Origin of the sequence: Vibrio splendidus (genome assembly GCF_001557875.1) — a bacterium.
In the GTDB taxonomy this organism is placed as follows: domain Bacteria; phylum Pseudomonadota; class Gammaproteobacteria; order Enterobacterales; family Vibrionaceae; genus Vibrio; species Vibrio splendidus_F.
Genome location: NZ_LNRF01000001.1, coordinates 1,222,320 through 1,247,267, shown reverse-complemented (window position 1 = coordinate 1,247,267; position 24,948 = coordinate 1,222,320). Strand labels below are relative to the sequence as shown.

Here is a 24,948-nt window from a genome sequence, read left to right as displayed (position 1 = left end):
AAAAGTTGACCCGTATTATCACTACCATTGAAGTACGGCATAAAGTTGCAGGTATTTACGAACTAATTGTTGATTTCCTGACCGTTTTAGCGGGTGCCCGTATTTAATAAAACATGGACTGATATTGAAGTTGTTATTTAAATCAGCGGCAAATTGAGAATCACTCTCTCTTAGTGTGATGCCTTGTTTGCTGTACTCGGTTATCTCGTCAGGGAGTTCTCCCATCCACCAATGCAATAACTCGCCACTGTTTTTACTTCGACTAATCCAATGGTCAGAGACAATGATCAAAACGTCATTCGGTTGAATGGCAAATCCATACTCTTGTTGCCAATTATGGATGTCCAACATCAACTTTCTACGACAGGTTTTCCCGGCGCTCACCATATGATGACTGATCATCCAAACGGTACCGATTTCAGAAGAGATTCGGAAGTGGCGGGGCGTTTCGCCAGATGAAAGCATTTCAAGTGGGCTGATGTTGCTTGCATGATTAAAGCTAACGAAGGTGTGCTCCATTCGGCGGGCAAATGCCTTACCTATATGGTGCTCACTGATCCCTTGATTGTGCACAGTAGGGTAGTGGCGTTCACAGAGCTTTAGGCAATCGTCTTGAAATTGATTAACGCTTTTAATCACTAGATCTAATAACAATGAAGTCCCTTATACACGGCTACTATCTTATTGATGGGCAATAGTACGGTAATTGCGATGCTGTTACCTATCGTCAAAGTGCGAGTTCTTGATCTCTCTATCAAAATTAACCATTGCTGAGTGATTTTATGAATAGCACTGGCGCTCTACTGGTCTGTATTCTAAATTATGAGGAATTCTAACTAGTTACCACGATTATAGTCTAGTCAGCAATTCGCGATTGATTTACTTACTCTTTATTTGGAAACATTTATGACCATTCAATTAGATTCAAAGCAAAAGTCTGAGCTCTCTCATACGCTCCAAAAGTACCTTCAAGATGAGCTTGATGTGGAACTTGGTCAGTTCGACACGGAATTCTTAGTCGACTTCATTAGTAAAAAGTTCGGCGCAATCTATTACAACAAAGGGATAGAAGACGCTCAAAAGGTAATGGAGCGTAAAATGTTAGACATCTCAGATGAGCTTTATGAAATTGAACAAGTCGTTGAAATTTAAACCAAACAAGTACTTTTTAGGGAAATGAATTTATCAATAAAGCAACTTGTTCAAAAATTTTGAATAACTCGTTTAATTTGAAATGATGTAACTAATGTAAAGCTTGGTAAATAATATGTTACACAAACTTAGTGTAGGGTACGCTTTTCAAAACTACACGACTCGTTAACATTCGGAAGAGATGCATGGACAACAACGTTAGAAACTACAACCCTTTAGCAAGAGCGATGCATTGGCTTTCAGCCCTCGCAATATTTGGCTTATTTGGTATAGGCCTGTGGATGGTTGATCTTTCATACTACAGCGAGTGGTACAAAACAGCACCAGACTACCACCGTTCGGTAGGCATTCTTTTGGCTGCAGTTACCGTTATCCGCTTGGTTTGGAAACTAGTTACCGCGTCACCTAAGGTGAAAGGCAAAAGCTATGAAGTTGCAGCGGCAAAGGTAGCTCATGGCTTTATGTACATTAACTTAGCGGTTTTATTTATTTCCGGTTATTTGATTTCAACATCGGATGGCCGCGGGATCGATGTATTTAATTGGTTCACAGTTCCAAGTATGGGCGAACTGTTTGCAAACCAATCTGATCTCGCAGGTACGGTTCACTACTATGCTGCATGGGTACTGATCATTATGGCATCAGTGCACGCCTTAGCGGCGATAAAACACCACGTTATCGACAAAGACGATACGCTACGAAAAATGATAGGAGCTTCAAAATGAAAAAGTCAATTATCGCTACAGGATTAGCATTTGCTATGGCAATGCCTTTCGCTGCGAACGCCGCTGATTACGTGATTGATACAAAAGGTGCGCATGCTTCAGTTAACTTTAAAGTTAGCCACCTAGGTTACAGCTTTATCCAAGGCCGTTTTAACACATTCTCAGGTGACTTTTCATTTGATGAAAGCAACGTTAAAGCGTCTACAGTAAACGTAACGGTTGACACTACAAGCCTTGATTCAAACCACGCAGAACGTGATAAGCACATCCGTAGCTCTGATTTCATTGATGCAGGTAAGTTCTCAGATGCTACTTTCAACAGCACAAAAGTGGTTGATAAAGGTGACGGCAAACTTGAAGTTATGGGTGACCTTAAACTTCACGGTGTAACTAAGCCTATCGTTATCGAAGCTGAATTCATCGGTGCTGGTCAAGACCCATGGGGCGGTGAGCGTGCAGGTTTCGTTGGTACAACTCGTCTAGAGCTTGCTGACTTCAACATTCCTGTAATGGGCGCTTCAAGCTATGTAGATATGGATCTACACGTTGAAGGCGTAAAGAAGTAATCTAGCTTTTTAGCTCTCTGACAGGTATCAACATTTTTTAGAAACATCAAAAGTTTGGTCGATACTAAGAAATAGAGAAAGGCGCAAAGTTTTCACTTTGCGCCTTTTTTATTGAGATAAATGGCAACGCGTTTAGGTCTGTTTTGTGTCAAACCGTTTAGTACGTTAAAAGCCACCATTTGCCTCTAGCCAGTCAACGTTGCCATGACTGAGTGATCTAATTGAACTACTAATCCCTAATAGTTCAACTTACGATTAGTTAAGCCGTTTCTAGTTCAGCTTGTGGAACCACGTTTAGTCGGTCACCGTAGATTGGACGCAGTGCTTGCATCACTTCAATGCGAGTCAACACACCCACCATTACGCCATTTTCTAACACTGGAAGCATATGTGGTTGGCTTACTTTCATCGCTTTTGCGCGCTCTTCTAGAGAAAGAGAAGTCAGGCGAGTTGCAAAGCCCATGCTTGTAGTCGGGTACAGTTGCTCTTTGTCGATACATAGGAATTCAGCAACGTCTACTAGCTTGTCGTTTGCATCGATTGCCACAACGTCACGGCTCATTAGGTCTACGACTTTTTGGCCTTTAGTTGGGATGTAATCTTGGCACCAAAGGTCAACCATTACGTCATGAACAGAGAAGATACCTACTAGACGACCTTCAACATCGCAAACAGGAGCGCTAACAAGTTGTGCGTCTAAAAGTGAATCAATCGCGACTGATGTTGGCATTTCTACGCTCAGTGTCATTGGTTTAGTGTTCATGATTTGCTTGATAGTAGTTGCTGTGTTCATAGTAATTTCCTTAACTGACGTAATTTCTGTTGTTTGTGTAATAGCGGTAATTTTTGCTGCTTTAAGTTGTGGGCGACGGTAGATACTCCAGTTGGCTAAGCCGACCAATACTGAACCACCTACGATGTTGCCGATTGTCACTGGTATTAAGTTTGCGGTGACAAATTGCATGATGTTTAAGTCTGCGTACTGCGCCGGTGTTGCGCCGATTTGCATCCAAAAGCTTTCTGGTGCGAATGCTTGAATTGTGATGCCTAGCGGAACCATGAACATATTCGCCACACAGTGTTCAAAGCCTGAGCTTACGAACATTGCAACGGGTAACACGGTCATCATTGCTTTGGTCATTGCGTTAGCAGAGCTGAACGTTAACCAAATGGCTAAACACACCAACAAGTTACAAAGCACCCCCAAAGCAAACGCTTGAACAGGGCTGTGGTGCAGTTTGTGTTGAGCAATGTTCAGAGCGTTTAATCCCCATTGCCCGCCATCCAGTTGATACAAGCCTGCAGCGCTTACCAAAGCCAATAGGAACATGGCACCGATAAAGTTACCGACATACACCTTGCCCCAGATAGACAGCATCTTCGTGAAGGTGATTTGCTTGTTAGCCCATGAGATACTTGATAACACTGAGCTGGTAAACAGCTCACCACCGCAAATCACAATCAAGATCAAACCCATACTGAAGGCAAGACCGCCGGCTAAGCGACTCAATCCCCATCCAGCATCTGCGCTACCGGTGGTTACCGTGATGTAGAATAAAAAAGCAAGCCCGATGAATGCGCCAGCCATGATTGCCAAACTCAATGTCATGCTGCTGGTTTTATTTGCTTTGCTTAATGCAAACTTCTCGGCTTCCGCCATCATTTCTGTTGGTGAGAACAGTTGATGATTTTCAGAAGTGCTGGTTGCCATATCCCCCCCTTGAACAATCCGTCATGTGTAATTCCTAGTGTTAATGAATTGGTTAATCCGTAATGGTTAATCAATCGTGTTTTGCAGGGCTCGTTGTGTCCTGCCATTCCAGATTAGGATGTTGAGGGGTAGAGGTAAAATTGATAATTTTTAGAAACCACATCAAATTTATTGATATAGATTTTGTTACGCGTAGAATGAAATTGATTGCTCATCGGCTTAATAATAAACGAGCATCAGGACACAAATAATTAAAAGCATTAAGGATGAATTTTGCGTTATTCATTAAAGCAACTCGCGGTATTTGATGCAGTAGCAGACTCCGGGAGCGTTAGTCAGGCAGCAGACAAATTGGCGTTGACTCAGTCAGCGACAAGTATGTCTCTTGCACAGTTGGAAAAAATGCTCGGCAGGCCTTTGTTTGAAAGGCAGGGCAAGCAAATGGCCCTGACTCATTGGGGCATGTGGTTAAGACCAAAAGCGAAGCGTTTACTGCAAGATGCGCAGCAAATTGAGATGGGTTTTTACGAGCAGCATTTGTTGAGTGGCGAACTCAAATTAGGTGCTAGCCAAACTCCAGCGGAACACCTCGTTCCGGATCTCATCAGTATTATTGATAACGACTTTCCTGAGATGCGAATCTCCCTCGGCGTGCAAAGTACCGATGCTGTCATTGATGGTGTATTAGATTATCAATATGACTTAGGCGTTATCGAAGGTCGTTGTGATGACAACCGAGTTCACCAAGAAGTGTGGTGTACTGACCATTTAACGGTGGTTGCATCGGCTCATCACCCGTTTGCAAAGCGTGAACGAGTAAGCTTGGCGCAATTAGAACAAGCAAAGTGGGTATTACGCGAACATGGTTCGGGTACTCGCAAAGTTTTTGATAGTTCTATTCACCATTTAATTGGCGATCTCGATGTTTGGCGAGAGTACGAACACGTTCCTGTTTTAAGAAGTTTGGTTGCAAACGGCCCATATTTAACGTGTTTACCTTATCTAGATGTCGAACAGTTTGTTGAGTCAGGCCAACTGGTGACGTTGAATGTTCCTGAGCTTGAAATGGAAAGAACCTTGTCCTTTATTTGGCGTGCTGACATGGCAGAGAACCCACTTGCTGAATGTATCAAGCGTGAAGGTAAGCGTATGATGAAAGGCAAACGGTCGGTTCTCTAGCGACGATTCAACACAAAAACTAATAACTATTTATGTTGAATAAGCGATTTCGGTCTCTATCTAGTGATAAATGCACATTTGCGTACATTATTAATGTGATCGTGATCGGCTAAAAGAAGGCGTTCTTACCATAGTATGCTTACTTGATTTTAAGTGAGGCTGAATCCGGTTGCGTTCAATTACGTAATTAGGCTTTAGAAATAGTATGAGTACATTAGTCGCGATTTCATTAACAACAGGTATTTTGTCAGGTCTATGGGGATGGATTGCTATCTCTTTCGGCTTATTGTCATGGGCAGGTTTCCTAGGTTGCACCAGTTATTTTGCTTCGCCAACAGGCGGCGTTAAAGGACTAGCAGGTAGCTTATTGACCAATATGACAGGCGTATTCTGGGCAATGGTGATTATCGAAAGCTCAACCTTTGCAGGTTTAGAGATTTTAGGCTACATGATTACTGCTATTGTGGCTTTCTTTATGTGTATTCAAGCGAAACAAGCGTGGCTAGGTTATATCCCAGGAACCTTCATTGGTTGCTGTGCGACGTTTGCTGCAGGTGGCGATTGGCAACTTGTAGTACCATCTTTACTGCTTGGTGGTGTGTTTGGATACTTGATGAAAGCAACAGGGCTATGGCTTCACGAGAAATCGACTCAATCTTCGGAAGTTGTTGAACAACACGCTAAACAGGCAAAGGCTTAATAAATACGTTAAGAAAGCTATGGATTAGTCACTGTGAACTCTTGCAAGATAACCCCCAATTAATTTGTATATCGATTTATACAGGCACACCATTTGGTGTGCCTTTTTTTGTTGAGGTTTTGGTTAAGGCAATCAACTAAAGATTTCATCAGTAGAGCAACTGATAGCATCTATAAAACAAATTATGCCTAGGTATTCCCGTTCGCCATGGTGATCACGCGTTTTAACGTCCACCTCAATAATAACGGAATGCATTCTTGCCCTTGGTCCTCGCAATGAGAAACGATAGCTAATGCAAGGTCGGGTTTTGCGTGTTTCTTTAATACCTTTGCGACCACTTTTTTGGGTGGGATAGGATGGTCATAAGGGATTTTAACCATATCCCGGAAAAAGTTTTCAAAACCATTCATGTACAAGTAATGCTCGATGTCTCTATCTGGTAGTTCAGTGAGGCGATGTCTTGCTTGGTCTTTTCCTAACTTCGATAATACTGTTGCGGCGTATTTCTTACCTGCCGCATCTCCATCGGTCACCACGTGCCAATCAATCCCGAACTCTTGAGCTACTTTGATTAGAGCTTTAAGCCCCGATTGAGCGAATTCTATAATTTGCACACCTTCAGCAGCAAGGTTGTAACCACATTGGTTGGCTAATTCATTGAATAACCATACTTCGGTTTCACCCTCAACTAATAACCAGCAGCGAGCAAACAGGGCACCGGAACGATGGAAACGAATATGAAACCCAATTCTTCTAAGTTCATCTTTGCTGAAGTGATTCATGTTGAGCTGATTGGCGATGGTTTTGTCTGATTGACGTACCAAGCGACGAATCGATTGAAAAGGCACTGCTGCAAGTAAATCGCCGCTATTAGTGGTAAGGATTTTCTGCATGGGTAACTTTTGCATCAAACTCCACGCCCTTGCTAAATGGGTTGGATGTAATCGACCTTCGGGATCTTCAAGGATCAGAAGAGGGCGAGCACATCGTCGTAGGTCGTTTGGCCCTTTAGCTTGCAGGTAGGCGTTAAGTAACCCCATGAATAATAAGCGGGTTTGTTTGTTTTTTGTCTCTTCAACAAGTTGATGAATGCTCTTGTCGTTCGCACCAGCTGAGTAGAGTAGGCCATCCCTTTGTTTTCTAGGATTACGACGAGAAGTACTTTTGAAAGAAAAGTAGTGCTCGATTAGGCTTTGCATCGACTCTAGGCTACTGCGCATTTCACCTTTATTGACATGGCCAGGTATCGCCATTAAGCGACGGCAGGTATTGTCGATTCGTTTTTCTATTCTTGCTTGCCGCCCATTACCATTGGTACCATTTCCGTTCGCCCCATTACCATTGCTTGTATGATTACTGCCGTTTCCATTTCCATTCGTATTACTAGCCTGACCGTTAGTTGGGAGGTGAGCATTATGATTAAGAGACTTGCCGTTGAAAGGACGATCAAAGTGCCTCGCATCACGCAAACGGATGACGGGATGTAAGGTCATTAATTCTTGAGCGAGCTTTTCGGAATGATGAAGCTTAAGCGGATTACCATCCAAACCTAAAAATGCATAGTGTGTGGTCGTTTCGTACTGTTCTAACGTCGCGCTTATTCGGTAATAGATGCGAAATACACCAAACTCATCTTGAACCCAGATAGGTTTAAGTTTGCGATAACGACCCGCGTTAAGTTCGCTCTTATCGTTAGCTTTTAATGCGAGAACAATTTGAAGATGTTGAGACTGTGGATGTGAAACAGAGTAATCGACATGAAAATCGGTCATTTCAAAGTGATATGGCACACCGTCTGAGGGCAGAACGACGGAAAGGGCATCCAACAATGAAGACTTACCCCAAGTATTTTCACCAATAAGCGTGGTTAGCTCGTCAAACGCGAGTGACATGCGCTTGATACCTCGAAAGCCAGAAATCTCGATTCTTTCTAGTTGCATAGGCTTACTCCTAACGGAAGGCTCTGCTAATTATTTGAAAGCTAACAGATATCTTTAATCATAATCGAAAAATTCAAATCCGGTATGCTCACCTGTCACAAAACCCGTTGTTTATTAATACGGTGCAAAATCAGATTTTTGATCTATCTCGAGTATTTTTTTGCAGTGCAGTTTCATAAAATTCACGATTCTGTCATGATTCTCGACCTAGTATGAAGGGACAAAGAGAGAAGAAAATATGACTAAAAAGAATAAGCCGACAAAAATAGTATTGGCACACATCAACGACACCCACTCATACTTTGAACCAACCTCGTTACAGCTATCACTTAAAATGAACAACCACATCATTGAACCTTATGTCAGTGCTGGTGGCTTTGCTCGAATTTCAACACGCTTCAAACAAATAGAACAAGATGCCCAGCGTCAGAAGGTTGGAACCTTGTTCCTGCACGCTGGCGACTGCTTCCAGGGCACTTTGTACTTTTCTTTATTCAAGGGAAAAGCCAACGCCGATTTGTTGAATGCCCTTAATATAGATGCCATGACGCTCGGTAATCACGAGTTAGACATGGGTAATGAGCCCGTTGCGATTTTTGCGAAAAGAATCAAATTCCCACTGTTGGCCGGTAACTGGAATCTATCGAATGAGGATATCAATAAAACTCATACGTTGGCGGACAACGAAATTGTTAAGCCTTATCTACCTGAAACGCGAAGTGCTTCTTTTATAACGAAAGAGTTTGATGGCGAAAAGGTCGCAATATTCGGTTTAAGCATCGACAAGATGGCAGGCATCGCTAACCCAGATATCGATACACCGTTTGAGAATGCTTTGGAAACAGCAAAAGCGACCATTGAGCAAATCCATCAAGCAGGCATCAACAAGATTGTGTTACTTAGTCACCTTGGTTATGAAGCCGACTTAGAGCTAGCTGCGAATGTGAAAGGTATCGGTGTGATTGTTGGTGGCCACAGTCATCGCTTACAAGGTGATTTCTCTGATATCGGCTTAGTTAAGGATGATGAATACGGTGTGAAAATTGGCGATACCTATGTTGTGCAAGCGGGTTTCCACGCCATGAGCTTAGGCCACTGTGAAATCGAGTTCGATGCTCAAGGCAAAGTGACACACTTTAATGGTAAGAACGAACTGTTATTAGGTCGTCGACTCTTTATAGACGCGAAATTGAGTGAAGTAGGGCAAGACGACGCACATGATATGGCGTGTGAGTTTTTAAACAATCACCCCAATATCGCAGTGTGTAAGAAAGATCCTGAATTGCAGAGCATTCTGACGGATAAATACCAGCCGCGAGTTCGAAAACTTCAGCAACAAGTGATTGCTCATGCAGATACTAAACTTCGCCATGTACGTATCCCAGATGACAAAGGCCCGAGCCAACTAGCCCCCTTGGTTGCTCAATCATTTCATCATCTAATGAACAAGAAAGGCCATCAGGTTGACTTTGCCATTCACAACGCAGGTGGTGTTAGAAATTCACTAAATAGCGGCGATGTTTCTGTTGCCGATATTGCCGGAAAACTACTACCGTTTGCCGTACCCATTGGTGTGTATGAAGTAAAAGGTGAAACGATCGCTGGCATGCTTGAAGGTGCAATCAATAACGCGATTGATAATGGCGTCGTGGGAACGGGGTCTGGCAGTTTCCCTTATACGCACAACCTGAGGTTTTGTTACCACAAAGAAGCGCCTTTAGGGCATAGGATTCACCATCTAGAAATCCACTCTGATGAATCGGGTTGGCAAACTGTTTCTCGCAACCGTATTTACCGTGGCGCGTCGTCTGCCTACACAATGAAAGGGAAAGAGGGCTATAACGCCGTGTTGGATATGATAGGCGATGGCACGGTAACCACTGACTCTATGGCAGACTGCTTCATTGAGTTTCTGCAAGACCACCCAGAGTCGCTTCAACACACTGAACCGTTGAATTGCATGGAGTGTTTTAGATAATCACGGTTGATACGGGCACTTAGAATTATTACTTGGGGTTATTTATAAAATTGGCATTGTTTATGCTTCATCTCTGCAGGTCGCCTTGTTGTGGAGATATGCATGGATAAGAAAGATTGGTTAGATGCGGTAGCGGTTGTTGGTTGGGTATCAGTTTGGTCAGCGTTAGTGTATTTGGTGCCGACTACAGGTTTGTAATGGTTTGCGTGCTGAATAAGATTGGTTTTTGAACAGCCGCAGTATTCCTATTATCAATACACGCTATAACAAGCGTAAGTGGCAGAAATAAAAAAGGAGCAGATCGCTCCTTTTTTGCTTTTTCTGTGCAAATTTATATAGACGAAACACAATCAGAGGATTATTATCCACGCGTTTGGGGAGTAGTTAGCGCAAGTTTACATATCGTCATCTCGTTAGGCCAAGAGTCTATCCGGTATGTAAAGGTGAAATCCCATATTTCACTTCAACGAGACCAACGCAATCACAGTCAAGATCCGTAATGGAACTTGATATGCTTTGTTTGCGGAAGGTCTTTGTACAGTTCTTCCGCCCGGAGGAATAATGAACTCAACTCAATCTCTATTATCTACCAATAGTGAATCCTTTTTTTCATCGCCAATCATGACGACTTATGCGGGCTTTTTCCTACTGACGGTTATTCTCGTCTCTATTGATATCTATCAGACTCGTGGCGGTAACGTTACTATCAAGAAAGCGGCAATCTGGAGTGTTTTCTGGTTTGTACTTGCGTTTTTGTTTGCTGGCTCTATTTACCTATTTTGGGACATTTATGCGCCGAATAGTGACTACACAGCGCAAAAAGCAACCGTGTCATTCATTACGGGTTACTTGTTAGAAAAATCCCTTAGCGTAGACAACTTGTTTGTTTTTGCGATGATCTTTGCTCAATACCAAGTTCCTGAGCATCTAAGACCTCGTGCGCTTCTTTGGGGGGTAATTGGTGCATTGGTGCTTCGTGCAATTATGATTGCACTAGGCGCACAGCTATTGGCGGAATACCACTGGGTGCTTTACGTGTTCGCTGCGTTCTTGATTGGTACAGGTATTAAGCTGGCATTAGACAAAGGCGAAGAGGAGAGTGTGAATACACTGCCTGAAAAGCTACTTCGTAAAGTGATGCCGGTAACCGAGGATTTCCATGGCCCTGCATTAATGGTTAAACAGGGTGCTAAATGGGCATTCACTCCAATGATGTTGGTCATCGGAGCGATCGCAGTGATGGACGTGATGTTTGCATTGGACTCTATCCCTGCGATCTTTGCGGTAACACAAGAACCGTTCTTGGTATTAGCAGCAAACGTATTTGCGCTACTTGGCCTTCGTTCGTTGTATTTTGTACTGCAAGGCATGATGGATAAGTTCATCTACTTGAAACCGGCACTGGCATTCATCATGGTGTTCATCGGTGTGAAAATGCTACTGGTTGACAGTGAGTGGGCTATCCCAACTTACTGGTCACTTGCTGTACTGATTTCGACTATGACGATTGCGGTTATAGCGTCGATTTATGCGAAGAAGCCAGGTATTGAACAAGTAAATTAAAAACAAATATAACTTATCGAAAAGTTGATAATGAACACGTGGTTGATGAAGTGGAAAATTTATTTATGTAAATTTTATGTGACATTGGCCACTGTTGTTTGCGGGGTATTTGTACTAAATGCATGATTTAAACACCATATTGAATTTATACTCACATGCTGTGCATATCTATTTTGTGGTGTTGTTAATGGTTTGTTTTGTTAGAAAAACTAATCCCAAAATCTAATTTTAGTCATTTTTTAACCTGCAAAAGATCACCTATTATTCTTGTCATCAGAACGAAACACATTAATAAATTTATAGAGAGGCAATCATGGCTCAAGCAGTACAAATGAATACTATCGCTGTTCCTAACTCTATGGATAAGAAGACCTACTCGGTTAACTTCAAAGGATTGATTGCACACATTTTCGATATTCTTTTCGTAGACAACTCTCCACGTAGTTACTACGCAAGCGACCTATCTGGTCACATGCAACGTGATATCGGTATCAACCGTTAATCTAAGCGTAAACGCATAGAATAAAAGAAAGACAGAATTAAAAACGCCAGCTTCTGAAGCTGGCGTTTTTGTATTTGAAAGAAAAATATAAGCATAGCGGTCTTTATTGAAGTTACAGTAAATTCGCTTTGTATAAGGAGCACGGTCTGTCACACGCCAAATGCGACAATGATAAAGCTAAGAATGTATGTAAACGAGTTGGATACGGTGAGTAGCGACGTTCTCACATTGATAACTTCGTTTCTGATGGGTATTAATCGATGAAATCGAAGCGAAAGGGCGATTTAGTTACGTAATACTGCTGAAATACGTTAATATAGCGCGCTATTATTTTAGCTTTGAGTTTCTGCAATTAATGACTAACACCACTACACCAACCAACTTCTCTGATCTTGGCTTAATCTCTCCTTTGATGGCTCGTTTATCTGAGCTTGAATACCAACAGCCAACGCCTATCCAAGCGCAAGTTATTCCAAGTGTGTTAGCAGGACGCGATTTAATTGCAGGCGCAAATACCGGTTCAGGTAAAACCGCAGCATTTGCACTTCCACTGTTACAAAAGATTCATGAAGATGCACCTCTGGACCGTCGTTCAGGCAAAGGAAACTTTGTTTCTGGCCTTATCTTGGTTCCTACTCGTGAACTTGCTAAGCAAGTGGCCGACAGCGTTAAATCTTACGCTGTACATTTCAACGGCGCGATTAAAACGGTGTGTGTGTTTGGTGGTGTATCGGTAAACACTCAGATGCAGGCGCTACGTGGCGGCACTGATATCTTGGTAGCAACACCGGGTCGTCTGCTTGATCTCATTTCAAGCAACGCAATCAAGCTAGACAAAGTAAAAACGTTAGTGCTTGATGAAGCTGACCGAATGCTAAGCCTAGGTTTTACCGAAGAACTTGATGCAATCTTGAAGCTATTGCCGAGCAAGAAACAAACATTATTGTTCTCTGCGACTTTCCCAGAGCAAGTTCAAACGCTTACTCACGAACTACTAAGCGATCCAATTGAAGTTCAACTTCAAAGTGCCAATGCGAGCACACTGGTTCAACGTGTATTTGAAGTAGAAAAAGGTCGCAAGACAGCGTTACTCGCACACCTAATTCAACAACACGAATGGCGCCAAGCTCTGATCTTCGTTAATGCGAAGAACAGCTGTGAGCACCTAGCAGACAAGCTCTACAAGCGCGGCATCATCGCTGAAGTATTCCACGGTGATAAAGGGCAAGGTTCACGTACTCGTATTCTAGAAGATTTCAAATCAGGTGAGATTGACGTTCTTATCGCGACAGACATTGCGGCACGAGGCCTGGATATTGAGAAGCTGCCAGTAGTAATCAACTTTGACTTACCGCGTAGCCCGTCAGACTACATGCACCGTATTGGCCGAAGTGGTCGTGCGGGCGAGGTTGGTCTTGCGCTATCTTTGATCGATCACGAAGATTACCACCACTTCAAAATCATCGAGAAGAAGAACAAGATTCGTCTTGATCGTGAGCAAATTGAAGGCTTTGAAGTGGATGAAGCAGCGACAGCTGAATTGATCGCAGCACTAAAACCTATTGCGCCACCGGCTGGTACAGGCAAGAAGAAAAAGAAGAAGAAAGCTCCACAAAACCAAGATGTGTGGCTAAACAACAACTGATCCAGAATCAGTAAACTATATGAGTCAGTAAACAATAGACATTCTAAAGGCGCTTAATTGCGCCTTTATTGTTTTTCTTATCCCAATTTTCGCCACGCGAGTGTTGAGATTAAGCGATACTTTTGACTCTAAAGAGGTCAGTGAATAATTTGCCTATCATCAAAATGATGAGCAATGTAGTTAACATCAGTAATGGTGTTTGGATTTGATAAACCGGTGTTAGATTAAGCGCACCAGATGTCAGTACGACCAGCAGGTTTATGCCAAGTATTCGATGCACCATAAGTTTAGGTGTCGCGAACACTTTCCATATCACTATGCTGTTGATGAAATAGAACAGCGCCAATTGCCACAATTCAGTCATCATCGGCATGATAAAGATATATTGAAGCAAGATAACCGTGCCGGTTCCAATAACCCCAAAAAACGCATCCTTAATAACACTCGGCGGCATAGTTGGAAGCATTGAAGAAAATATGCCAGCAATCATCGGGAAGATAAAACCACCCGGTACAGGCAGGTATATCCAAACCAATAACGATGTGACAAACATCGATACACCTTGTAAGACTTTTCGCCCATCTTCATTTAGGTGTTGAACAAACGTACGGTGCTCATGGTGCCAAGAAACGTTTTTCTTCTCACTCATCACAAATGGCACATCATCAATCAATGAAGAGTTTGGCGCCATTAACTCTAGTTTTTCCATTTTTTGGGTGAGAGTGTCCCAATCAATAACTTGAGTCAGTTCATCCGAGGCGAGTTCAAGCAGACGATCTTGAATATGCGCCATTTCGTTGATTCGTAAACGCCATGCGTGAATATTTTCTTTTAGGTGATAACTGCCAGCGAGCGGCAAATCCAACAGTTGATAGAGCTTTTCAATATTAGCGGTATTGGACTCTAATGCTTCTATATCAAGGTCGTTAGTATCGCGCATTGCTGCTATCAGCGTTTCTCTGCTTGTTTCAAATCGTTGTATAAAGTTTTGCTCAGTATTTACAGGCCAGATTAGACGATAAACAATCGAGAAGGTGATAACACCTAATAGAGTTTCTTGTATTCGAAGCACTGCAAAATAGAATGTAATTTGGTTATCGAATCCACCCATGCAAGAGATGATAGAACAGACTGCAAAGCCTATAGAAAAGACATAACCGTATTTTTCATCACTCGACATGAAGATGCATGTACCGAGAAATAAGGTGAAAAACATCAGAAATAGAAAGCGGTCCTGAGAAAACATCGCAATCAAGAAAAAGGCATAACCAGTCCCTAACAAAGTGCCCATTAATCGGTTGTGGCCTTTGTTTATTGAATGAGCAAAGCTCTCGTTCAGTGCCATGACCGCAACCGCAATTGCTGCCCAATAAGGTTTCTCCCATTGAAACCACAACGCAACACAGATAGAGATAACAATAGCGAGAGCCGCTTTAATGGCTTCTTTGGTTGATGCACTGAACATAAAAGCCATCCAACTATTTGATTATTTTGAGCGAAGCTGTAATGCCAACACGAAGTTGTAAGTTTTCAGGCACGTTATCGAGCTCTACTTTGATTGGTATGCGTTGAGCAAGGCGAATCCATTGAAAATTTGGGTTCACGTTAGGAAGAAGGTCATTACCAGTGCTGCCGTCTTGTGTTGCAATACCAAACCCAATGCTTCTGATATGGCCCTCTAATTGAATATCGTTGTGCATCATAAGAGTGACAAGCGCTTTGTCGTTAGGGCCAACATTGACCAGATCAGTTTCTTTGAGATAGCCTTCGATCCAGAAACTGTCTTCATCGATTAATGCAACTACCGGTGTGTTAGCGACCACTTGAGAGCCTTCTCGTAGGTTTAAGTTCGTGATGTAACCGTTTGTTGGCGCGTACACTTTGGTGTATTCAAGATTCAAATGCGCTTCTTCAACATTGGCTTTTGCTAGTGCTACGTTTGCTGCGTTTGTCTCAACCGCGTTATTCAGGTTATTCAACGTCAGCACTGGCATAGCGCCAGGCGTTCTCTTTTCTAAGTTCAACGCACGTTGCTCTTCGTTTTTAGCTTTTGCTAAGAGCGCGCGAGCCTGTTTCTGTGTCGCCAACGCTTTATTGTAGGCCGCTTGATAAATGCTTGGGTCGATCTCAAACAGCAAGTCGCCTTTCGCCACCTGTGAGTTGTCCTCAATATGGACTTTAGTTACTTGCCCTGTAACTCGGGGAGTAATTGAAACAATGTAAGCGCTGACCTGACCATCTCTAGTCCAGGGGTTACTCGAATAAGATTGGTAATAGCTATAAACCACAGAGCTTGCGGCAACGACCAGTAGTAGCGTGATGAGATAACGTTTAATCAAGGTGAATGCCTCAGAAGATGGTAATGAATTGACCGATAACGCCGACGAAAATTACGATCAAGCTTAATTCGGCAATTGCAGGAAAAGCGACATATTTATGTAGCCCAAGTTTTGTCGCGATTGAGCCAGTCAATATCGTCAATACATAGGCTAAAGCGATAACCAATAGCAAAGGAGGGAAGTAGATCTCACCCCACACGAGTTCATGTGGCATTGTGTTCATGGGTCTGTCTCTATCGTTTTAAGAAGATAACGATAAAGGAAATGCGGTGATGTTAATAATCGTATATAGAGGATCAGATCCATCAAATACAGACTGGTTTAGGTATATACTAGGAAGGATAGGCAGCAAAGATACAAATCAGTAGTCACTTTTGCGCTGTCTTTTTATCATTATTATTCTGATGCAGTAGATGTTTTTCTATCTCGTATGCATGACCAAGAAAGTAAGTACATCAAAATGAACTTTAGTATTGAACAACTTCTCGCGTTTGTGACCGTCTATGAACAGCGGTCATTTAGCAAGGCGGCAGTAAAGCTTAACAAGCACAGAACGACCGTGGGTCAGGTGATTACAAACTTGGAAGATCACCTTGCGGTGAATCTTTTTGAAAGGGTCGGGCGCTCTGTTGAACCAACGGAGGACGGGCACCTCCTTTATCACTACGCAAAACAGACGATTGAGCAAGCTCGTACTTTTGACAAAGTGGCGTTGAGCCTCTCTTATGGTGGGTTAGAGAAAATAACAATCGCGTATTCTAGTTTCGTTCCACAACGTGTTTTGGTGGATATACGAAAACGACTTAAACACGATTTCCCAATGATGCGAGTGAACTTTCTGGTTAGGAATAAGAACGAAATTAAACAAGGAATACAAAGTGGGGAATATCACTTTGGACTTGTGAATGCTCACAATAGCCGAGCGATGCACAGTTTTGATTCTACTTTCCTTGGGCATTTTGAGTTCTATCCATTCGGACAGAAAGGGGGAGATCTCTCACATATCGATAAAGACGAAGTATTAGTCGCACTTAGGAACTCTAAACAGTTCGTATTGAAGTCTCTGATTGACGAAGGTATGTCTGAAAAGATTATCGTGAGCTCTGACTATGAAGAGATCGATCAGCTTTCGTTAATGATTAAAATGCTTGAAGAGGGTTTTGGATGGGCACTTCTTCCTAAGGCATTTTTTACCGACTCTGAATTTTCAAAACATTCAATAGAGCCCATTCACTCTGCGCAAATGGTGGAAGGATTCAAATTTGGATTCGCGCTGTGGTGTCCGCATTCGAAACAAGTCAGTGGTATCAAAGGCTCTTTGGTGTCGGTCATTAAAGAGTACCGTGAGCAACTTATTGATAGTTTTAAGTCGTGAAAATTTGAGATATCAAAAAGGCGCTAATTATTCATTAGCGCCTTTTTAGATTTTGTTCAGCTAAAAGAATAATTACTTTTTACGGCAGAACTCAGCGATTACGTACATTGATTGACCGCCGTTTGTTTTACCAGAAACAAGCTTAGGGTCGTCACCAACGCTGATACCGCGGATAACAGTACCTTGCTTTATTACTTGGTTAGTACCTTTGATTGGCAGGTCTTTGATTACTGTTACGTCGTCACCTTTCTTAAGTTCAACGCCGTTCACGTCAAGAGGCTTGTCATCAGCAGACATACCGATTTGTGCCCAAACTGATGTTGCTTCTTCAAGGTACATCATGTCTAGCGCGTCTTGAGCCCAGCTTTCTGTGTTCAGACGAGTAAGTTGACGCCATGCTGTTACTTGAACTGGCGCTTCCTGGCTCCACATGCTGTCAGTCAGACAACGCCAGTGGTTGATATCTTTAGGATCGTCAATCTCACCAAGACATTTGTCACATACCATGATGCCGTGATCCACTGTTACGTGGCTGTGTGGCGGCACTGCGTATGCAGTAAGAGAAGAATCAGAACCACATAGTTCACATTTAGATTGGCAGCGTTCTAGCATAGTAGCTTCAGAAGACATAATGGACTCACATTTATTAGGTATTAAATTACGGGGCTATTATCCACTTTATTTACAATAAAGAAAGAGGTCGTACGGTATTCTGTCTTGATTAATTTTAGCTGAGATCAACCATTTGTGTTTTAAAGTTTTATGCAAACGGTTAACTAGGGGACTTGTTCGAACGACAGATACAAAAATGCCAGCGGTTAGGCTGGCATTTGGTTAAATTAAATTTTGCTCATGCGCTTACTTACTCGCATCTAACAAGCCAGCGGTTACGGTTGCAATGCCAGTACCTTGCGACAAGGTAAATTGTACAATTTGTGAGGTCATTTCTGCGTTGGCTGCTGCATCACCAGCATTTTGCTGAGAAATTACAGTGGAGTGGTCTGCTTCTGAAGATGCTTTGTCAAAATACGAAGCCAGCTTGTCTCCCGAAGAGTCCAGTGCAGTATTAACCAAGGATAACTTTTTAAACAGGGGTTCGGTACCTGCTGTTGGAAACTCAGCGACCGAGTTTGGTATCGTTTCGTCACCATTCGCTTGAATACCAAGCACAGGTCCCGTAGTTGTAGATGCAATATTATATGGGTCAACGTTATCTAGAACTGTTTGCGCAGCATAAGTGAATGAAGTAAGGGTCGAATCGATTGTCGCTTTGACTGCTTTGTCTGAGGCTGAAGCACTATCACTACTTAGGGCTGTGTAGTATTCATTAAAGCAATCACCACCTGACTTACTAACTGGCACACAGTTACTTACATAATGTGCTTGGTACTCGGTTACACTTGATAGGCTCACGGTGTGCTTAATCTCAGGAGAAAACGAGCCTGACTTAAGCAAGAAAGGTGCAATGCCACCACCTGGGTTAGCAAGTGTTGCACTTGTATAACTAAACATAGAATCAATAGCAGGGTTCAACGAACTGTTACCAACGGTATAAGAGCTGATACCTGTAATCGCCCCGATAGAATGCCCAAATAGAGACACATTCGTTTTGTCGAGGTTACTAAATGCTGCATCAGTAGCAGAATTTAACGCAAAACGAACTCCAAGACCATCAATGGCGCTCTGACGGATGTTATCTCGTGCAACAGGTAAATACTCAAGATTCATGTATACAGTAGGTGTTGTTGGTGTCGTAACAACATCTGCACTTAGTGCGCGTTGACCGTGAAGTGGTTGGTCGATAGCAATAATTGCATAGGGTTTGTATGGTGCTGATCCAGTAAGTGCGCCGCCAATATGCTGCATCGCAAAAGCATAAGCACTCTCTTTGATGCTAGTGATACCGTGTTGGTACTGTAAAATTGGTAAACTGCTGTCGATAGCTGCTCCTTCAGGTACAAACATAACGAATGGCACTGACTTTGCTGCTCGAATTTGCGGTACAGCGCTGTATTTCGTCATAACTCTAGCGCTATCCAATTGCTCTCCGCTTGCAAGAGTTAACTTTTCTCCAATGAGTAATTGTTGGTACTCTGCTTGATAGAGTTGAGTAGCAGGCTCTGTGATCCCTAAGCCTGCCAGCTGTGTAGCAATAGCTGTTTTGTCCGAGTCACTTCCTGAGCTGAGTACATTCAAGATAGTTAAAACACTAGGCATCGCACTGCGCCAAGGCGTTGTTTTCCACGCATTGTTAGTTAACGAATCTGACAGGAAGTACGGTAATTCAACTGTTCCTCGATACACTTGAATAGAAGCTGCTGCTGGTGTTGAAAAGTTAGTGTTATAACCCGCAGCTAATTGTGTTGCAGCATCGTCACCAAATGCACTCTTAAACATCGCGTCAGCTTGTACAGCTGTAGCAAAATCCTGTTTCGTTCCATCAACTGTAAATGTATACAGATTATCAAGATCAGCTTCCGAAATACTATTTGGATTCGCTAGGTTCTTCCATATATCAGACGGGGTAACTGCGGGGCTAACTGTTTGTGCAATTGCAGCTTTGGTCCCGTTCATAACGTTACCTGCCGACGCCGTAGTAAACCAAGATGAGTATATGATTTCATCTGAGCTTGATACAGAACCATAGCCAGCGAACAACGCTTCAACTTGATGGATGATTTTCTGTGGTAAATCGAGCGAGCCTGCTTGGTCAATATCTTTCGTTTTTAAAGATGCGTAAGAGCTTGATGTTCCAAGTGGTTCATCTGCGCTATCAACAATTGAGTCAGTTAATGCATAGATGTAGTCAGAGCTAGGATCTAAACCTTTAAGAGGTAAAACTTGTATGGTCTTAAAATCGCTAGATGCCACTAAGTAGTCAACTCCAGCAGTTAGAGCAGTAAAGTTAGACATGACACCGGTGCTCAGGTCAACATCCACTTTAGCAACTTTTACACCGGCATTTAGGTGCGCGCTAAACGGTGTCGTACCCATCATCACGACATCATTCTTCAGCGTCCTATCACTTGGAAGATTCACATTGATAGTGAACGGCATGATAGTACTCCAACCATCAGCTTCACCCATGGCTACTTTTGGATCATTCAAGAGTCCCGTTGAATTTGCATCTAACGGAATATTTAGAGTGTGATCGTTGGTATCGAACAAGAAAAACGAAGGAAGAGGAACATCCGCTTCATTACCTAGAAGAGTGAAGCTAATTTTTGAACTTCTAGCTAATGATTGGTTGATTGCATCTGAATAAGGTGCCGCTGTTGAATCTCCAGAGCTTTCACTATTGTCCCCACAGCCCGCAAGTAGTAATGCTGAGCATACGAGAGATAAAGAAAATTTGTTGTTCATGTAATTATTCCCGTACGGTTAATTGAAGGTGTAGTTAAGTTGTATCGCTGAAAGGTAAGCAACGCCTTCAGCATCAAATGTAAGCTTTTGTCCCGCCGCATCAGTTTCGGTAAACGAACCGCTTTCACTTTGTACGAGTGCAAATGCAGCATCGACAGTCATATTCTCTGAAATAGAATAGGTGAGGCCTGCTGAATACCACATACGATCGCTGTCTGGAATGCTTAATGTCGCTTCACCAGCTTGCTCGTCATACGCTAGACCCGCTCGTACCGTCCAATTTTGATTAACCATGTAGGTTGCACCTACAGACCATCTTTGATTGTCTTCGTAATGTTCGGTTTTTAAGAAACATTCATTGTTTTTACAATCTGAACTAGTGGCTTTTAACTCTTTGAACTTACTCCACTTAGTTAACTGCCAACCATAGTGTATTGCCCAAGCATCGTTAAGTTGATGAAAAGCAGATAATTCGAAGATATCGGGCAGTTCAATTTCTAGGCGCCCTGTGGTTTTACCAGGAGCGCCGTTTTCCATTTTTAGACCTGTGTAATCAGTGAACTCACCGTCATCAAAGTCGAGTTCAACGGATGATCGGTAACTAAATCCAAAACGGTTGTACTCGTTCAGTTCATATAACGCGCCCACATTCCAACCAAAAGCAAAAGTCTCACCAGTCATCGAGATTAGTTTGTCACTTGGTGAGCCACCAACAGGAAGGCTGCCTTTGTGTCTGTTGAGCTCGGCCTCTGCATAAACAAAGTTAACGCCAGCTCCTACACTAAAACTATCGTTAACTCTGTACGCGATATTTGGATTTAAGTTGACTGAAATTAGTGATGTGTCACCTGCCAAATCACCTGCATAAATATCATCTGGGTAATCAGTGGCTACTCCGTAAGTCGTGAACATGCCAATTCCCCAAGCCCATTTGTCGTTGATAGGACTAATGTAATAAGCAGCAGGGACAATTTGTAAAGGAGCGACATCTGATGATTTTTGGTTGAAGTCGCTGTCATTGATTTTGGTTTGAGTAACGTCTACCTCGGGATCAACGATAGAAACCGCGCCTGAAAATTGGGCTGTATCAAATAGGGTCATTGCGGCGGGGTTTCTCGCTAGTACACTCGCGTTATCGGCTACAGCGCCTTCACCTGAGAATGCGCGACCAAGACCTGATGCAGAATGCTCAGCAACTTGGAAGCCAGCCGCAAGTGAATTGCACGCAAATAGCACAGAAAGCGAAACGAGAGAGCGTTGTATTGTTTTCATCCTTGACCCTCCTAGGGTATCGAATTTCATTATTATTGTTTGAAAACACACTGAGCATTGTTGGTGTTGAAGCTCTAATGTAAACAGCATGTTAAATTCATGTTTTATATAAAGTCAAAGAAATAGTTGCTATTTTGTGAGGTTATATTTTCGAGGGGCGGCACTTTAACACTAATAATATAACTACAATCAATAGTTTATTTGTGGTTGGAGGTGTGACCAGAATGTTTATGTTAGCTATTGGTACAAATAGTGTTCAATAGCTCAATATGTAACAACTTTGTTTATGTTTACCGCCAATCGCTAAATCGGCATAATATCGACACTCGTTAGAAGTCATTAAATTGGAATTTAAGTTTGGAATTACTCGCGATAGAGTTTCTTGGTAAACCACTTCGATTAGAAGGGTCAATGGCAGGGTGGCAACAGTTGTATTGGGACAACACTCTGGTATCTCAATTAGATGCGACCACAGACCAAGAAGACGCACGAACACACGAATTTGCACTACGTGCTGGAGAAGAAACGTTGCAGTGTCACGTCGAATCGACCGTTCAGTGGCAACCGTTTGAGATGACGTATAAAGCATCGGTTAATGGCCAAACTATTACCGAAGGCAATCGAAATACCAAAGATATCGAGCAACAAACCCCTATTGTTGCTCCTATACCAGAGAAGCGTTTTAGCTTAATTGGGTTGGTGTCGCTTGGCATGAAAGCGCTGAAAAGCGCTAAGCTAATTAAGGTCGTTCTTGCTTCTGCGAGTTTAGCGGCTTACTCATGGTTGTTTTCAATTCAGTTTGCTCTGGCCTTAATTGCCTGTTTAATGTTCCATGAGTACGGTCATATCAGAGCGATGAAATACTTTGGCATGAAGACCAAAGGCATCTATTTGATACCATTTCTTGGTGGTTTGGCGTTATCCGATGAAAAGATTAATACGCGCTGGCAAGATGTGGTTATCTCAATCATGGGGCCATTGTTTGGCTTGATATTGTCGTTGATATTTATGGTGTTGTACTGGGCGACTGGCGAGATGTTCTTTGCTGGGCTTGCGGTATTTAATGCCTTGTTAAACCTGTTCAATCTACTGCCGATTTTGCCTCTTGATGGCGGTCATGTTCTTAAAAGTATCAGTTTCTCGATGAACAGTTTGCTTGGCATTGTATTGTGTGTCGCGGCAGCTGTTGCTGGCGTGGTATTGAGTTATCAATTGAATTTAACCCTGTTTGGTTTCTTATTGATCATGGGCAGTGTTGAAATACTGTTCGAATGGAAAGGGCGTCATCACAGTCATTTGTTGCCGTTAGACAAATACGGTCAAGTCGTGTCGTTCGTTTGGTATGTGGGTTTAGTGAGCAGTTTGATCGGTGTTATCTGGTATTTTGCATCGACAGGTGATCAGCTATTGAGCCTACCTTTACAAATTCTTGGTACTTAACCAGTGAGTTTCTGTTGTTGGGTTTATTTAACTGCATAGTGTACTTGAACTGTTAGTTAGCAATAAACTAAAAATGCCCTAACCAATATGGATAGGGCATTTTTGTATTTACACCAACTAATCGATTCTAACTTAGACTACGCTTTGCAATTTGGTCTTGGTGAACCCGATTGAGGAAGCGTCTTTATCGTTGCTTGAAGATCTTTAATACGCGTACTGTGGGAAGGGTGCGTAGAAAGCAATTCTGGCGGCTGATTTCCACCTGATGCCTTCGCCATGTTTTGCCATAAGTTGACACTTTGGTTTGGATCGAACCCAGCTCGAGCCATATACTCTAAGCCAACCACATCGGCTTCAGACTCTTGAGTTCGTCCATACGGCAGAATAACGCCATATTGAACGCCTAAACCTAACGCGGCCATCGTCATACCTTGATACTGCTTGTACTCTGATGCACCTAACGCAACATTAGTAATAGATAATCCAGTATTAGCGATTTGAGACTGAGAAAGGCGCTCATTACTGTGGTCCGCTAGAACGTGTGCCACTTCGTGACCGATAACCGTCGCGAGTTGGTCCTGATTGACTGCAACCTTAAGTAAGCCAGTGTATACACCGATTTTTCCGCCAGGTAGGGCGAATGCATTCACTTGGTCGCTATCAAAAACCACCACTTCCCATTCACTAAAACCTTGCTTAGGAATGTGTTGAGTAATACTGTTCGCTACGCACTGTACATAAGCGTTAGTTTTGGCATCTTTACTGATGGGTTGTTCTTTCTTCATTTGTTCAAAAGATTGTGCTCCGAGCTGAGACATGTCTTTATCTGAAAAAAGCAGCAATTGGTTTCTGCCTGTCGGAGAAGCGCTACATGCAGTTAGGCCTGCAAGTGTGAGAAGCGAGGCAAACTTCATCCATGACGTCATAAAATATCCTCTGTGTATTCGGTTTTTATGCATGTTAACATCAACTTGCGTAATAGCTAAGGGCTGTAAGATAACTAACAGCGGTAATATAGAAAAAAGCTATGCACGCGATAACAAGATCAATAATTAAGGAACCTATATGAGTATTTGGAAAAAGCCCGTTGACCTAGATACCTTCAACGCGACCTCAAAAAATACCTTAATTGAACACCTCAACATTGTTTACACCGAAGTAAACGATAACTCCTTGGTGGCAACCATGCCGGTTTGTCATTTTACGCATCAACCACTTGGCATGCTTCATGGAGGCGCATCAGTTGTGCTGGCAGAAACACTTGGCTCATTGGCTGCAAATTTCTGCGTACCAGAAGGTTACTATTGCGTTGGGCTCGATATCAATGCGAACCACGTAAGATCAATGCGTGAAGGCCATGTCATCGGTACCGCTGAGCCAATTCACTTGGGTGTCTCTACTCAAGTATGGCAGATCAATATCACTGATGAACGTCAACGCTTAGTTTGTACAAGTCGCTTAACCATTGCCGTGAAAAAACACAAGCGATAATAGAGTC

Annotated in this window: 22 protein-coding genes; 12 read left to right on the top strand and 10 right to left on the bottom strand. The window is 42.7% G+C overall.

Features of this window, described 5'->3' with window-relative positions:
• Nucleotides 1–21: 21 nt before the first annotated feature.
• A complete protein-coding gene (locus ATB74_RS05355) occupies nucleotides 22–654 on the bottom strand; it encodes a hypothetical protein (RefSeq protein ID WP_060981357.1) in 633 nt (210 codons plus the stop codon).
• Between the two features lie 252 nt (nucleotides 655–906).
• On the opposite strand from ATB74_RS05355, the gene ATB74_RS05350 reads away from it, so the two are divergent.
• The 3 genes from ATB74_RS05350 (at nucleotide 907) to ATB74_RS05340 (ending at nucleotide 2,443) form a co-directional block, all read left to right on the top strand.
• A complete protein-coding gene (locus tag ATB74_RS05350) occupies nucleotides 907–1,152 on the top strand; it encodes a DUF2164 domain-containing protein (protein WP_061017032.1) in 246 nt (81 codons plus the stop codon).
• A gap of 185 nt (nucleotides 1,153–1,337) precedes the next feature.
• Nucleotides 1,338–1,877 carry a cytochrome b gene (locus ATB74_RS05345; RefSeq protein ID WP_061017031.1) on the top strand — a complete coding sequence of 180 codons (540 nt, stop codon included), beginning with the start codon at nucleotides 1,338–1,340 and terminating at the stop codon, nucleotides 1,875–1,877.
• Nucleotides 1,874–2,443 (top strand): YceI family protein, encoded by a 570-nt coding sequence (locus ATB74_RS05340; protein ID WP_061017029.1) that lies wholly within the window; start codon nucleotides 1,874–1,876, stop codon nucleotides 2,441–2,443. The genes ATB74_RS05345 and ATB74_RS05340 overlap by 4 nt, the downstream gene beginning before the upstream one ends.
• 259 nt (nucleotides 2,444–2,702) lie before the next feature.
• On the opposite strand, the gene focA is transcribed toward ATB74_RS05340, so the two are convergent.
• A complete protein-coding gene (gene focA, locus ATB74_RS05335) occupies nucleotides 2,703–4,154 on the bottom strand; it encodes a formate transporter FocA (protein WP_061017027.1) in 1,452 nt (483 codons plus the stop codon).
• Between the two features lie 273 nt (nucleotides 4,155–4,427).
• Between focA and ATB74_RS05330 the strand changes: the two genes are divergently transcribed.
• Both ATB74_RS05330 and ATB74_RS05325 read left to right on the top strand, forming a co-directional pair.
• Nucleotides 4,428–5,333 (top strand): LysR substrate-binding domain-containing protein, encoded by a 906-nt coding sequence (locus ATB74_RS05330; protein ID WP_010429535.1) that lies wholly within the window; start codon nucleotides 4,428–4,430, stop codon nucleotides 5,331–5,333.
• 205 nt (nucleotides 5,334–5,538) lie between these two features.
• The gene (locus ATB74_RS05325; protein ID WP_017059817.1) at nucleotides 5,539–6,033 is read left to right on the top strand and encodes a DUF1097 domain-containing protein; all 495 of its coding nucleotides are present in this window, start codon (nucleotides 5,539–5,541) and stop codon (nucleotides 6,031–6,033) included.
• Nucleotides 6,034–6,221: 188 nt separating this feature from the next.
• Here the strand turns inward: ATB74_RS05325 and ATB74_RS05320 are convergent, their stop codons facing one another.
• Nucleotides 6,222–7,973 carry an ATP-dependent endonuclease gene (locus tag ATB74_RS05320; RefSeq protein ID WP_061017025.1) on the bottom strand — a complete coding sequence of 584 codons (1,752 nt, stop codon included), beginning with the start codon at nucleotides 7,971–7,973 and terminating at the stop codon, nucleotides 6,222–6,224.
• Between the two features lie 238 nt (nucleotides 7,974–8,211).
• Here ATB74_RS05320 and ATB74_RS05315 point away from each other — a divergent pair, with 238 nt between their 5' ends.
• The 4 genes from ATB74_RS05315 (at nucleotide 8,212) to ATB74_RS05300 (ending at nucleotide 13,661) form a co-directional block, all read left to right on the top strand.
• Entirely contained in the window at nucleotides 8,212–9,951 is a 1,740-nt protein-coding gene (locus ATB74_RS05315; protein WP_061017024.1) for a bifunctional metallophosphatase/5'-nucleotidase, read from the top strand.
• A gap of 561 nt (nucleotides 9,952–10,512) precedes the next feature.
• Nucleotides 10,513–11,514 carry a TerC/Alx family metal homeostasis membrane protein gene (locus ATB74_RS05310; RefSeq protein ID WP_061017022.1) on the top strand — a complete coding sequence of 334 codons (1,002 nt, stop codon included), beginning with the start codon at nucleotides 10,513–10,515 and terminating at the stop codon, nucleotides 11,512–11,514.
• A gap of 313 nt (nucleotides 11,515–11,827) precedes the next feature.
• The gene (locus ATB74_RS05305; RefSeq protein ID WP_017059812.1) at nucleotides 11,828–12,016 is read left to right on the top strand and encodes a hypothetical protein; all 189 of its coding nucleotides are present in this window, start codon (nucleotides 11,828–11,830) and stop codon (nucleotides 12,014–12,016) included.
• 355 nt (nucleotides 12,017–12,371) lie between these two features.
• Nucleotides 12,372–13,661, top strand: a complete 1,290-nt coding sequence (locus ATB74_RS05300) for a DEAD/DEAH box helicase (protein WP_061017020.1) — start codon at nucleotides 12,372–12,374, stop codon at nucleotides 13,659–13,661.
• 109 nt (nucleotides 13,662–13,770) lie between these two features.
• Here ATB74_RS05300 and ATB74_RS05295 read toward each other — a convergent pair whose 3' ends face one another.
• From ATB74_RS05295 to ATB74_RS05285, 3 genes are read right to left on the bottom strand one after another with little or no spacing between them, the layout of a single operon-like run.
• The gene (locus ATB74_RS05295) at nucleotides 13,771–15,126 is read right to left on the bottom strand and encodes an FUSC family protein (RefSeq protein WP_061017018.1); all 1,356 of its coding nucleotides are present in this window, start codon (nucleotides 15,124–15,126) and stop codon (nucleotides 13,771–13,773) included.
• A 13-nt stretch (nucleotides 15,127–15,139) separates the two neighbouring features.
• Nucleotides 15,140–16,000: an HlyD family secretion protein gene (locus ATB74_RS05290; RefSeq protein ID WP_061017015.1), complete on the bottom strand. Its 861-nt coding sequence runs from the start codon at nucleotides 15,998–16,000 to the stop codon at nucleotides 15,140–15,142.
• A 10-nt stretch (nucleotides 16,001–16,010) separates the two neighbouring features.
• Nucleotides 16,011–16,223: a DUF1656 domain-containing protein gene (locus ATB74_RS05285; RefSeq protein ID WP_004730923.1), complete on the bottom strand. Its 213-nt coding sequence runs from the start codon at nucleotides 16,221–16,223 to the stop codon at nucleotides 16,011–16,013.
• 237 nt (nucleotides 16,224–16,460) lie between these two features.
• Between ATB74_RS05285 and ATB74_RS05280 the strand changes: the two genes are divergently transcribed.
• Nucleotides 16,461–17,375: a LysR family transcriptional regulator gene (locus ATB74_RS05280; protein ID WP_061017013.1), complete on the top strand. Its 915-nt coding sequence runs from the start codon at nucleotides 16,461–16,463 to the stop codon at nucleotides 17,373–17,375.
• 72 nt (nucleotides 17,376–17,447) lie between these two features.
• Here ATB74_RS05280 and ATB74_RS05275 read toward each other — a convergent pair whose 3' ends face one another.
• The 3 genes from ATB74_RS05275 to ATB74_RS05265 all read right to left on the bottom strand — a co-directional run bounded on the left by ATB74_RS05275 (nucleotide 17,448) and on the right by ATB74_RS05265 (nucleotide 22,010).
• Complete coding sequence (locus tag ATB74_RS05275; protein WP_061017011.1) at nucleotides 17,448–18,005, bottom strand: PhnA domain-containing protein; 558 nt, start codon at nucleotides 18,003–18,005, stop codon at nucleotides 17,448–17,450.
• 228 nt (nucleotides 18,006–18,233) lie between these two features.
• Nucleotides 18,234–20,738 carry a VolA/Pla-1 family phospholipase gene (locus tag ATB74_RS05270; protein WP_061017010.1) on the bottom strand — a complete coding sequence of 835 codons (2,505 nt, stop codon included), beginning with the start codon at nucleotides 20,736–20,738 and terminating at the stop codon, nucleotides 18,234–18,236.
• Between the two features lie 18 nt (nucleotides 20,739–20,756).
• On the bottom strand, nucleotides 20,757–22,010 hold the full coding sequence (locus ATB74_RS05265) for an outer membrane protein transport protein (RefSeq protein WP_061017008.1): 1,254 nt from the start codon (nucleotides 22,008–22,010) through the stop codon (nucleotides 20,757–20,759).
• 357 nt (nucleotides 22,011–22,367) lie between these two features.
• Between ATB74_RS05265 and ATB74_RS05260 the strand changes: the two genes are divergently transcribed.
• Entirely contained in the window at nucleotides 22,368–23,450 is a 1,083-nt protein-coding gene (locus tag ATB74_RS05260; protein WP_061017006.1) for a site-2 protease family protein, read from the top strand.
• 137 nt (nucleotides 23,451–23,587) lie between these two features.
• Here ATB74_RS05260 and ATB74_RS05255 read toward each other — a convergent pair whose 3' ends face one another.
• The gene (locus ATB74_RS05255; RefSeq protein ID WP_061017004.1) at nucleotides 23,588–24,376 is read right to left on the bottom strand and encodes a M48 family metallopeptidase; all 789 of its coding nucleotides are present in this window, start codon (nucleotides 24,374–24,376) and stop codon (nucleotides 23,588–23,590) included.
• A gap of 139 nt (nucleotides 24,377–24,515) precedes the next feature.
• Between ATB74_RS05255 and ATB74_RS05250 the strand changes: the two genes are divergently transcribed.
• Nucleotides 24,516–24,941 (top strand): hotdog fold thioesterase, encoded by a 426-nt coding sequence (locus ATB74_RS05250; RefSeq protein ID WP_004730936.1) that lies wholly within the window; start codon nucleotides 24,516–24,518, stop codon nucleotides 24,939–24,941.
• Nucleotides 24,942–24,948 lie beyond the last annotated feature (7 nt).